This window comes from Streptosporangium sp. NPDC002607 (assembly GCF_053592655.1).
Genome location: NZ_JBSFWD010000037.1, coordinates 61,033 through 72,504 on the forward strand (window position 1 = coordinate 61,033; position 11,472 = coordinate 72,504).

9 protein-coding genes are annotated in these 11,472 nt (G+C 70.3%); 6 read left to right on the forward strand and 3 right to left on the reverse strand.

The window, feature by feature from the left end; genetic code table 11:
* Nucleotides 1–33: 33 nt before the first annotated feature.
* On the reverse strand, nt 34–2,328 hold the full coding sequence (locus ACWD3H_RS33145) for an AAA family ATPase (RefSeq protein WP_451957775.1): 2,295 nt from the start codon (nt 2,326–2,328) through the stop codon (nt 34–36).
* 436 nt (nt 2,329–2,764) lie between these two features.
* On the opposite strand from ACWD3H_RS33145, the gene ACWD3H_RS33150 reads away from it, so the two are divergent.
* From ACWD3H_RS33150 to ACWD3H_RS33160, 3 genes are all read left to right on the forward strand, one after another.
* Nucleotides 2,765–3,568: an inositol monophosphatase family protein gene (locus tag ACWD3H_RS33150; protein ID WP_451957776.1), complete on the forward strand. Its 804-nt coding sequence runs from the start codon at nt 2,765–2,767 to the stop codon at nt 3,566–3,568.
* 124 nt (nt 3,569–3,692) lie between these two features.
* Nucleotides 3,693–5,015: a lanthionine synthetase LanC family protein gene (locus ACWD3H_RS33155; protein WP_451957777.1), complete on the forward strand. Its 1,323-nt coding sequence runs from the start codon at nt 3,693–3,695 to the stop codon at nt 5,013–5,015.
* A gap of 371 nt (nt 5,016–5,386) precedes the next feature.
* Nucleotides 5,387–6,277: a hypothetical protein gene (locus ACWD3H_RS33160; RefSeq protein ID WP_451957778.1), complete on the forward strand. Its 891-nt coding sequence runs from the start codon at nt 5,387–5,389 to the stop codon at nt 6,275–6,277.
* A gap of 148 nt (nt 6,278–6,425) precedes the next feature.
* Here the strand turns inward: ACWD3H_RS33160 and ACWD3H_RS33165 are convergent, their stop codons facing one another.
* Entirely contained in the window at nt 6,426–7,412 is a 987-nt protein-coding gene (locus ACWD3H_RS33165; protein ID WP_355557397.1) for a sulfotransferase family protein, read from the reverse strand.
* A gap of 476 nt (nt 7,413–7,888) precedes the next feature.
* Here ACWD3H_RS33165 and ACWD3H_RS33170 point away from each other — a divergent pair, with 476 nt between their 5' ends.
* The 3 genes from ACWD3H_RS33170 to ACWD3H_RS33180 all read left to right on the forward strand — a co-directional run bounded on the left by ACWD3H_RS33170 (nt 7,889) and on the right by ACWD3H_RS33180 (nt 9,727).
* Entirely contained in the window at nt 7,889–8,518 is a 630-nt protein-coding gene (locus ACWD3H_RS33170; RefSeq protein WP_451957779.1) for a YigZ family protein, read from the forward strand.
* Between the two features lie 348 nt (nt 8,519–8,866).
* The gene (locus tag ACWD3H_RS33175) at nt 8,867–9,502 is read left to right on the forward strand and encodes a DedA family protein (RefSeq protein ID WP_451957780.1); all 636 of its coding nucleotides are present in this window, start codon (nt 8,867–8,869) and stop codon (nt 9,500–9,502) included.
* A gap of 108 nt (nt 9,503–9,610) precedes the next feature.
* Nucleotides 9,611–9,727 (forward strand): histidine kinase, encoded by a 117-nt coding sequence (locus tag ACWD3H_RS33180; RefSeq protein ID WP_355557388.1) that lies wholly within the window; start codon nt 9,611–9,613, stop codon nt 9,725–9,727.
* Between the two features lie 212 nt (nt 9,728–9,939).
* On the opposite strand, the gene ACWD3H_RS33185 is transcribed toward ACWD3H_RS33180, so the two are convergent.
* A complete protein-coding gene (locus ACWD3H_RS33185; protein ID WP_451957781.1) occupies nt 9,940–11,454 on the reverse strand; it encodes a sulfatase family protein in 1,515 nt (504 codons plus the stop codon).
* Nucleotides 11,455–11,472: the final 18 nt, after the last annotated feature.

Genomic DNA, 11,472 nt, shown 5'->3' on the forward strand with positions numbered 1-11,472 from the left:
GGGCGGAGGCCTCAAAGGATCTCAGTGCGGATCTCAGCGAGGAGCTCGGTGACCCTGGTGGGCGCCCTCCTCGGCGGAGAGCCTGGCCAGCTCGACCCGGGAGTGGATGCCCAGCTTGCGGAAGACCTGCCGCAGGTGGAAGGCGACCGTGTGCTCGCTGATGAACATCTGCTCGGCGGCGTTCCGGTTCGTCAGCCCCTGGGAGACCAGGTCGCAGACGGCCTGCTCGGTGCCGGTCAGGCTGGCCCACCCCGAGGTGGGATGGGCGGTCCTGACCCAGTGGCGGCGCCGCTCGCCCAGCAGCCGCAGCCTGCCCCGTACCCGCGCGGCGTCACGGACGGCCTCCACCGCGCCGTAGCAGGCGAGCGCGATCTTGAGGTTCTCCACGGCCGTATCCCGGCAGCCGTCCGCGCCGAGCAGCACGCCCAGATCCTCCGCCGCCGAACCCCTGGCCCACGGATCGCCGTGCCCGGCCACCGCGCGGCCCAGCGCCTCGGGGTCGCCCTCCCGCAGTCCACGGGCGTGGTCGGCGGCCACCGACGGATTGGGCAGGCCGGGGCTGCGCCAGGCGATGCCCTCGGCCGCGTCGACCACGGCGTCGGCCCGGTGCCGCTGACCCGTCGCCATGGCCATCCGTACCAGCCATGCCGCGGCGGTGGGCTCGCTGGTCAGCGCCCCGGTGTGCCGAGGCAGCGCGTCGTACAGCCCGCCGAGCGAGCTCATCCCGCCCGCGGCTCCGTCGCGCGCCTCGTTGATCCGCCCGGCCACCAGCTCCGAGCGCAGCCGCGTGCGCGGGGGCAGGTCTCGCGCCGACCCGACGAGGTTCCTCTCCATGTACCTGATGGCCCCCGGCAGGTCGCCCGCCCGCAGCGACGCGGTGCCGAGCACCGACAGGGCCGAGGAGGCCGGTGACGGGGCGCCCAGGGTCCCGGCGGCGGCCAGACCGGCCTCCGCGTGCTCGATCGCGCTGCCGAGCCTGCCCGCGGCCAGGTGCAGGCGGGCGCGCAGGACGGGGATCTCCGCGGCCCAGGCCGGCTCGCACTCGGCCTCGGCCGCGGCGATCTCCGTCGTGGCCTCCGCCTCGTCCAGCAGCCAGAGGTCGATCAGCATCGAGGCCAGCACCGCCCGGGGCTGCTGCCGCCGTCGTCCACCGGCCGGTTGCTCCACGGCTTCGCGTGCCAGGTCCAGCCCGTACGAGAGCCTGCCCTCGTCCCAGGCGAGCAGGGCCAGGTCCGTCAGCGTCTCGGCGTCGCCGCCCCCGGTCAGACGGGCCGGGCGTGTCCGGGCGGCGCGCTCGACCTGTTCGCGCAGCGCTCGCCGCACCGGTTGGGGCACCTTCTCGACGACCGAGCGCCACAGCAGCTCGTGCCTGAACGCCAGCTCGTCGGGGGTGGTGACGAGCACACCCGCGGCCAGGGCCTCCTCCAGAGCGGGAAGCAGTGCCGCCGGGGTCTCGCCGAGCATCTCGGCCGCGTACGCCGGTGAGAACGAGCGCCCGAGCACCGCCGTGGCCTCCAGCAGGTACCTGGTCCTGGTGCCGAGCTCGTTCAGCCGCCGCCGGACGGCGGTGTGCACCCGCAGGGGCAGCTCCGCCCCGGCGGGAGTGGTCTCGGCCAGCCGGGCGACGCCGTCCCGCACGAGGACGGCGCCCTCCTCGCACAGTCCGGTGAGATACTCGGACAGCAGCAGCGGGTTGCCGCCGGCCTGGGCGGCCAGCGCCGCCAGATCCTTCCCGGGAGCCGCGCCCAGGATGTCGGTGGAGATCTCGGTGACCGCACCGTCGTCGAGCGGGCGCAGCACGGTCCGGGTGGCGCCCTCCTCCTCGAGCAGGTCGAACAGCCGTCTGGCGTCGCCGCGCGCCGGGGTGCTGCGGCAGGCCAGCAGCCATGCCACCGGGCGTTCGGCCAGCCGCGAGGGCAGCGTGCGCAGGGCCATGAGCGTGGCCGGATCGGCCCACTGGAGATCGTCCAGGGTGACCAGCAGCGGCCCCGCGCCCAGCCTTCTCTCCAGCGAGGTCCTGACCTGCTCGGCCAGCCAGAGCAGCAGGCCGGGACCGTCGGGGAAGGCGTTCCTGGCCACGGTCATGGGCGCCGGCGACTCCTCCAGGGCCGACAGCAGCGGCCCCAGCGGTGTCAGCCGTCCCAGCTCGTCGGCCCGCCCGCTCGCGACCGCCGTCCCCCGCGCGGCCGCGAGGCCGGCGGCCTCGCCGAGCAGCAGCGTCTTGCCTATCCCCGGCTCGCCCTCGACGAGCATGACGTTCCCTGCCGTGGACGCGATGCCTTCCAGCAGGGCGAGGACCGCCGCCTGTTCATCTCTCCGGCCGCGCATCGTCTTGTCTCGGATCTGGGGTCATACGCCAGGCTTTCTTAGCGGTGATTACCGGTATGACATCCCCATCAGGCGAAATGCCATGCGGTGGATGCTCCCGGCTACTGGTTGTTTGATGCAGATTTGACCTTTAAGTACGACTTCTAGTCGTTCTGTCGATCTGGCCGATGCCCGACGAGCGTGATCTCCGGGAGGCGATCGCCGCGCGCGTTCCGTACGGGTCCCGCCCCCCGGAGGGGATCGGAACGTCCTGACGAAAAACGGCCGAGGCTCGCGGAGATGCCCGCCACGCGGGTAGGGGGCGTGCGTTCTCGTACAGGATGGGAGTCGGGGCGGCTCTCGGCGCCGGTCGGCAGGCTCACCGGATCCTTGCCGCCCGGTCCGCTCCCGAGACCGCCGGCGACCGGCGCGGCCCGATCGCGTCAATGGAGGAAGCATGGATCAGAGCACCTCGACAGAGCTCTCGGCCGTCGCGGTCGAGGCCGCCCGCGCGGTGGGCGAGCGGCTCCGCAAGGCGTTCAGGTCGCGTCCCGCGGTCGAGACCAAGAGTGACTTCCACGATCCGGTGACCGAGCACGACCGCGCCGCGGAGGAGACCATCCGGGGGGTCATCGAGAGGCGCGTCCCGGGCAGCACGGTCATCGGCGAGGAGGGCGGCAGCGAAGGGTCCGGTGAGATCCGCTGGTACGTCGACCCGATCGACGGGACCGCGAACTTCGCCGCCGGGCTGCCCTTCTTCTGCGTGTCGATCGCCGCCGCCGCCGGGGACGAGGTGGTCGCCGGGGTGGTCTACGACCCGGTGCGCGACGACGAGTTCCGGGCCGACCTGGGCGGGGCCTGGTGCAACGACGTGCGGTTGCGCAGCGCCGGTGCCACGCGCGATCGGGAGGCGATGCTGCTGACCAGTTATCCCACCCCTCGCGAGCTGGCCGACGGCGGGGAGGAGGTGCTGCGCGAGTTCGGCCGGATGCTGGCGTCGTTCGCCTCCACACGCCGTCCGGGCAGCACGGCGCTCAAGCTGGCCCATGTCGCGGGAGGGTGGGCGGACGTCGCCTACGGCAGTAGGGTCAGTCCATGGGACGTGGCGGCGGGGGCGCTGCTGGTCCGGCAGGCGGGGGGAGTGTTCATCCCGCTGGACGGATCGATCTTCGAGCCCGGCGGCTACCTCGCCCATGTCGGCGGGTTCGATCTGGCGGGATCGGTCATGAGCGATCTGGTTCCTCCGGGCCGCTCCGCCTGAGCGCCGGTGAGGGAAGGCCCGCGTACCCGGCCCGCGTGGTCCACGGGCAGGCGTCACCGCATTACCTATTGATCCTGTAGGAAATACAGGTAACATGATTGTCTCGCCGTACGAAGGAGCCGCCATGAGCCTGGAGTCGGGGGCGGAGAGCCCGCTGGCCACCGCGGTCGAGGCCGCGCGCTGGATCCGCTCGGCGGCCGTGGACGACGAACGGGGACGGCACTGGCAGGCCAACCCCGACCCCCGGGGCCGGGCCGCCATGCCCGACCACCCCCTGTCGTTGTACTCGGGGGCGGCCGGGATCATCCTGTTCTTCCTGGAGCTCGCCGCCGCCACGGGTGACGAGGGCTACCTGGACGATGCCGGGGCCGGGGCCCGCTATCTCGCCGCCACCTGGCGGGAGCAGGCCGATCTCTCCCTCCACCACGGTCTGACCGGGGTGATGTTCGCCCTCGCCGAAGCCGGATGGGCCACCGGTGAACGGGATTTCGAGGTCGAGGCCGGCGCGGTCGCCGACCGCATCGTGCGCAGCGCCCGCCCCATCGACGGCGGCCTGGGCTGGACCGGTGACCCCGCCCAGCGCGGCGACGGCGGGATCATCCTCGGCCTGCTGCACGCCGGCGGCATCCTGGGGGTGCCCGCCTACCAGGAGATCGCCGTCGAGGCCGGCGCCCGCATCGCCGCGCTCGCCGTCCCGGGCCACCGCTTCGGCGAGGGCGCCTGCGCCGACCTGCCGCTGGACGCGGTCACCCCGGGGTTCCTGTCCGGCACGGCCGGCACCGCCTTCCTGCTCGCCCGCCTGTACGGCGTGACCGGCGAGACCCGCTTTCTCGACGGCTCCCGCAGGGGGGCCGACTTCGTCCGCGCGGTCAGCGCCGTGACCGAGCGGTGTGCGCTGGTGCCGCACCACATCCCGCAGGGCCGCGATCTGCACTACCTGGGCTTCTGCTCCGGTTCCGCGGGGGTCGCCCGGACGTTCTACGAGCTGTACCGGGTGTCGGGTGACGCCGGAGACCTCGACTGGGTCGAGCGGCTGGCCAGGGGGATCGTCAGCAGCGGTGCCCCCGCCAGCCAGAGCGGTGGCTACTGGAACTCGGCCTGCCAGTGCTGCGGCACCGCCGGGCTGGTGGAGCTGTTCGTCGGGCTCTGGGCGGCGACCGGCCGCCCGCAGCACCTGGAGTTCGCCCGCACGCTGGGGGAGAACCTGACCGGCCTGGCCACCGGCCACGACGGCCGGGGCTCCCGCTGGTACCAGGCCTACCGGCGGCTGCGCCCCTGGGAGGTCACCGCCGACACCGGCTACATGGTCGGCGCCGCGGGCATCGGGGCCGCGCTCCTGCACCTGGACGCCACCGCGCGCCCGCAGGAGGCCCGGCGGCTCATCCTGCCGCCGGACAACCCGTTCCCCGCCATCCCGCTGCCGAGCGCGACGCTCCGCCGGTCCTGAAGAGCGTGGAAGGCGCGTCGCCGGTGAACCGGACGGTCACCGCGGGGGAGCGCGGCGCGGGTGCCGGCCTGGCCGGGGGCCCGCACGGCTCGGGCCCGCGCACGTCCCCGTACCCTGTACGGTCGGCATCGAGGTCTCCGCGGGCCCCGGCATCACGGACCCGTCCCCTGGCGCGCACGGCATCCGGGCCATGTCACCCCCGCGCGCCCGATCGTGCCGGTCCGGCCGTGGAGGGGCGGCAGCCGCCGCGCCTCTCACGCCGGAGGCCCCGAGAACGACGCACCCTTTGGCCGTCAAGGGGTGACAAAACTCGTGACCATGATTGGTGATTCTCCGTGAGTGCCACCCAGGGCCTGCCTAATCTCGGTGTCGTGACAATCGAGGATTTCCTTCCCGACCCGGGCCGTTCCACAGTCGCGATCGAACCGGCCCAGCCGGGCGCGGGCCACTGGGCCGGTGCGCCGAGCGCCGTGGCGAGCGACGGGCTGATCTATCTCGCCTACCGGCTGCGCCGCCCCGTCGGCGAGGGCCGCGGCTACGCCGTCGTCGTTGCCCGCTCCACCGACGGTGAGCGGTTCGAGACCCTGCTCACCATCGGCAGGCAGGAGATGGACACCGAGTCACTGGAGCGGCCCACCCTGGTCCGCACACCGGAAGGGCGCTGGCGGCTCTACCTCAGCTGCGCCACCTACGACACCAAGCACTGGCGGGTCGAGGTGCTGGAGGCCGACGACCCGTCCGGGTTCCGCGCCGCGCAGCGGCAGGTGGTGCTACCCGGCGACCCGAAGACCGGCGTCAAGGACCCGGTGATCGTGCGGCGGGGCGACGTGTGGCATCTGTGGGCCTCCTGCCACCCCCTGGCGGAGGACGACGAGGCCGACCAGATGGTGACCGACTACGCCACCAGCGCCGATGGCATCGAGTGGACCTGGCAGGGCACCGCGCTCAGCGGCCGGCCCGGAGCCTGGGACGCCCGGGGGGCACGGGTGGCGGCGGTCCGCTTCCTCGGGGAGCAGGTGGTGGCCTTCTACGACGGCAGAGCCACCGCGGTGGAGAACTACGAGGAGAAGACCGGTGTCGCGGTCGGCACCGACCCGGCGGAGCTGACCCCGGTCGGCACCGGGCCCGCCGCCCTCTCGCCGCACGCGGGCGGCGGCCTGCGTTACCTGGACATCGTGGACCTGCCGGAGGGCGGGCGGCGACTCTACTACGAGTACACCCGCGCGGACGGGGCGCACGAGCTCCGCACCGAGCTGCGCTGAGCACGGCCGCCGACCTGCGCGGGGCCGTGCCGATCACGCCCCGGCCGGGCACGGCCGGGCACGGTGAGGCCCACGAGCCCCGTAGCGGGCGGTGCCGATCGCGGCCTGGTACGGGGCTCGCCCCCACTGTCCCGCTCGAGGGAGGGGGTCAACCCTGGGGGCGGCCGTTGCGGGCCTGGCGCTGGCCGTTGGGGCGGACGCCCACCAGGCCGCCGGAGCGCTCGCGGGGACGGAGCCAGTCGCTGAAGTCCTCGCCGGTCACCCTCTGCAGCAGCGCCACGTCCTGGGTGAAGTGGGAGATCAGTTTCTCTCGCTGGTCCCAGGTCAGCGGCTGGCGGGAGCGGGCCCGCCGCTGCAGCTTGCGCTCCAGCGGGTCGGTCAGCGCCACGCTCACCCGCGACGGCAGGAATCGTCCCACGGACGACCCCACGCGCAACGCCCGCGACAGCATCCGGTGTCCGCGGGTCGGTTCCGGATGGGCGGTCACGTTCTCCCGGGGGACCTCGGTGACGACGCCGGTCTCCACGCCGAGGAAGCGGCAGATCCGGTCCAGGGTGTCGGCGGGCCGGTCGACCAGGTCGCGGTAGCGGTAGACGAGCACCTGCTCGCGGGGGAACAGGGTGAACAGGTGTTCCAGCTGTCTGCCGTACTTGCCGAGCCCCAGGTAGTGCCAGAACGGCGCCCAGCCGGCCGTGACCCTTCGCTCCTCCTCGGCGCAGGCCTCCAGCACGTCGCCGATCGGCTCCAGTCCGGCCGACCACAGATGTGTCCAGTTGGAGTGGGCGCGCTCCACCGGGTCGCGCAGCACCACGATGAGCCTGGCGTCGGGGATGGTCTTCCTGATGCGCCGCTGGGCCGCCAGGTCGTAGAGGTAGAACGGGGTGGACTCGCCGGTGAGTGTTCCCGGCGGTGCCGCGTCGAACAGGGCTTCGTAGTCCTCGCGCCGCCAGACGTGCTCGCGGTAGGTCTGGGCGTCGCCCGGGCCTCCTCTGCTGGGAGGGGGGCCGTCACTGAGGAAGAACTTCGGCTCCTTCACCGGGGACATGAACAGCTCCGGGTGCCGGGCCAGTGCGGCGTGCAGGGCGGTGGTCCCGGTTTTAGGGGCACCGATCGTGAGGAAATTCGGCAGGGGCATCGTTATTACCCTTAATCCCTACTATTATTATTGGTAAATATAACCCCTTTCCCGGCGAAGGCAAGCGTCCCACCACGGGGTTGTCGTGCCCCAAAGGCCTGCCCCATGGCGGGAGTTCCAGTCGCCGACGCCTATCCCCAGCTCATGGAGGCGAGCCGTGCTGTTCCGTTCAATGAACGCCAGGCGCTTCTCTCCTATTTCGACGTCGCGAGGGAGTTTTGTCGCGTTGTAAATAAACGCAACATCCGTTCCGTATTCCGACCCTGATGTGCCTCCGGCGGGACCCCGCGCCGCCGGATTCCCGGGGGAGCCGGTCGGGCGAACACGGCGAGAGACCGGCCTCGAACTCCTTTCCGCGGCGCCGATCAGGCATCGAACCACCTGCCGCGAGGGCTTCGGCATCAGGGCGTACCCTGGGCGGCCGGAAACACGTGCGCGGTGGCGCGAACCGGGAACCCCGCCGATACCCTTGCCGGATGCCCGACCCGTACCTGACCCCGCGGAACACGACAGAGCACGAGATCGACATAAAACGCTCCCGTTTCCTGTGCGCCATCGGTCAGGTCGCCTCGGAGGAAGAGGCCAGGGAGTTCATCGCCGGCCGCAAACGGCTGTACGGTGACGCCACGCACAACTGCTCGGCCTACGTGATCGGCGGTGACCGCCACATCCAGCGGGCCGACGACGACGGCGAGCCCGGTGGCACCGCGGGTACCCCGATGCTGGAGACCCTCCTGCGCAGGGGCGTCGCCGACGTGGTGGCGGTGGTCACCCGGTACTTCGGCGGGGTGAAGCTCGGAGCGGGAGGCCTGGTCCGCGCGTACGGCTCGTCGGTCGGCAAGACGCTGGATCTCACACCACTGGTCGAGATGGTGCCCGCCAGGGTCATGACCGTGACCGTGGACCACGTCCAGGCCGGGCGGCTGGAGAACGACCTGCGCATCTCGCCGTACGAGGTCAGGGAGGTCCGCTACGGCGCGGAGGTCGGCTTCCGCGTCGCGGTACGCGAGCGTGACCTGGCCGACTTCCCCGGCTGGGTCGCCACGCTGACCGCAGGCCGCGCCAGGATCGAGCAGGGCGAGACGGTCCATCTCAGAAACAGCTGAAACGGTGCCGGACCGTATAAGAGTAAAGATATCTGGACGTCCCTCGCGTGGGCCCAAACCACTTTTCGGCGGTGGTCAATGTGGGATAGGTCACAGTTGCGGGCGGAGAGCCCGGCCGGAAGGCGGGTGCGCCCGCCCCTTCCCGGGCCGCGACGGCCTCTGCCCGCCGTACCCGCCTGGCCGGCCAATACCCACCCTGACGTGCGAGAACTCCGGAGATTTTGTGATCGTCACGATGGAGTTCCAGGCACCTGTGGTTTTCCGCAGCCGAACCCTGTGGCGTGTACGAGGCAGAAGCGGGCGCATTCCTCATCCACGCCCTACCCAACCCTCCGTAGCCTTGTCCCTATGAGTTCACCGAATCTCGACGGAGTCGCCGGATGGGCGATCAACCTTATGGAAACCCTGGGTGCGCCAGGGGCGGGACTGGCGATCGCACTTGAGAACCTGTTTCCGCCGCTGCCCAGCGAGGTGATCCTGCCGCTGGCCGGGTTCACCGCGAGCAAGGGGAACATGGGGTTGTTCGACGCCGTGCTCTGGACGACCCTGGGATCGGTGATCGGCGCACTGGCGCTGTACGCGGTCGGGGCCCTGCTGGGCCGCGAACGTGTGGTGTTCATCGCCTCCAAGCTGCCGCTGGTCAGTGTCTCCGACATCGAGAAGACCGAGGCGTGGTTCGCCAAGCACGGCAGGAAGACCGTCTTCTTCGGCCGGATGATCCCCATCTTCCGGAGCCTCATCTCGATCCCGGCGGGGGTCGAGCGCATGCCGATCGTCATCTTCACCCTTCTCACCACCCTGGGCAGCCTCATCTGGAACACGGCGTTCGTGATGGCGGGGTTCCTGCTGGGAGAGAACTGGTCGCTGGTCGAGGACTACATGGGGATCGTCTCGAAGGCCGTGCTGGGCATCGTGATCCTCGCCGTGGTGGTCTTCGTGGTCGTCAGGCTGTCCGACCGGCGCAAGGGCAAGCACCACGCCTGATCGTGAACCCGCTGAGCAGGGCCTGCCGGGCGCTTGCCGGTCTCGCGCTCGGGACCCTCTCGGCCGGGGCCGGACCGCACCGAACCGGCCGGGACATGGACGGGCATCGTGGCGGCGGTCGATCAGGAGCGCAGGCGCATCGAGCGCGACCTGCGCGACGGCGTGCAGCAGCGCCTGGTCGCGCTGGCCATGTTGATCGGGGCGCTCGTCCGAACTGCTCGATGAGCTTCTCCGTCAGGCCCACGATCAGGCTCAGCAGGTGCTGAGAGACCTGAAGCCGCTGCCCTTGCCGCACGCTCCGACTCCGAGCGCCAAGCGCTCCCCGCGGCGGCCCCCGTCGCCGCGGAGGCCGCCGCCGAAATCAAGACGAGCAACCACCGAACCCGACCGCACGCCAAGGAACCTGAGCGCGCGGCCGACACCACGGTGTCCACGGTTCACGTGAAGGCCCAAAGCTCGTTGTCGTCGACCAAGGTCGCGGCGTCGATACGCTTGAACTCATCTGATTCGTAGTACGTGAACGTCCTGCCCTCCGTAGTGCGCCACCACAACTCAAGCTTGGCTTTGAGTCGATGCTTCAGGTCCTCGTATGTTGTGTCGGCGGCGAGGTTGCGCTCCTCGCGGGGATCATGCTGAAGGTCGTACAACTCCTCGGCGGGCTCGTCGGGGCCGTAGTAGTAGACGTACTTGTAGGAACGAGTCACGATCATCCGGAACGGGTGCCACCCCCAGTAGGCGCCGTAGTGCTCCATGAAGACCTGCTCAGGACCTTCTGCCTGCCGGAGCACCACATCGGTGACCGAGCGGTTCGGCCAGTCGTCGGGCACTTCCACCCCGGCGAGTTCCATCAGAGTTCGGGGCAGGCTCACGTTCACTCCGAGGCTCGCCGTGCGGGCACCACCCGCGACACCGGGCGCCTTGATGATCAGAGGAACACGGAAGAGTTCTTCGTACGGGAACGTGCCTTTCAGCCGCAAGCCGTGGCCGCCCATCATGTCGCCGTGATCTGATGTGAACGCGATAACCGAATCGTTCCAAAGACCGCGGCCCTCGAGTGCGTGGCGGACTCTGCCAAAGAGTTCGTCTACTTTGGTGATCATTGAGTAGTACTGCGCCATTTCAAGACGCAACTGTTGCCTGGTGACGCCCCCTCCGGGTGACTCTCTTCTTTTTCTCTGGAACTCGGGCTTGCCGGCCAGGTCGTCGGCAAAGGAGGGGGGAATCGGCATCTGTTCCGGGTCGAACGACCGGATGTATGGCTCGACGGACTCGAAGGGAGGATGCGGCTGATGGAGGGATATCACTAGGAAGAGCGGTTCCGTCGCGTCGTAGCTCGCCAGGAAGTTCGTGGCGTCGCGAGTGATCTCCTCGTCCACGACGGCCAGGGAACTTCCGCCACCGCGTTCGATCCCCTTCTCGTAGCCGAGCTTCTCAAGCGGGTACCCGAAGTGACTCTTACCGAAGTAGGCGGTCCGGTAACCGTGTTCCTTGAGGACCTGCGCGATGGTGCGGTGCCGGGGGCCAAGGTGGCCGGTATGGCCACCGAAGCCATAGATCACCATCACGCCGGCCTCGTGGGGGTGGAGGCCTGTCTGCAGGGACATGCGAGACGGTGAACATTGTGGGTTCGAGCAGTAGAACCGGTCGAAGAAAACGCCTTCGTCGGCGAGCGCGTCGAGGTTGGGCGTCCGGGCCAGAGGATCGACACGGCCCTGTCTCATGTACTGCATTTGGTCGCAGATGAACAGCACGATGTGCTTTCCGCGTAAATCAGACATGTTCACGTCATGCTCCGATCCGATCGATGATGAGGGGAGAACAGCTATGGGCGGGTCTTCGGGCGCGGTGATATCCGCCCTTGAGTGCGCACCCGCGTCCCGTTCGTCGGGGCGTGATGTTGAGCAGCGGCCGGCCTCGCATGAGCACTGTCCTGGCGTGGTGTGGATCTCCATGCCATCGCAGGCCCGCCA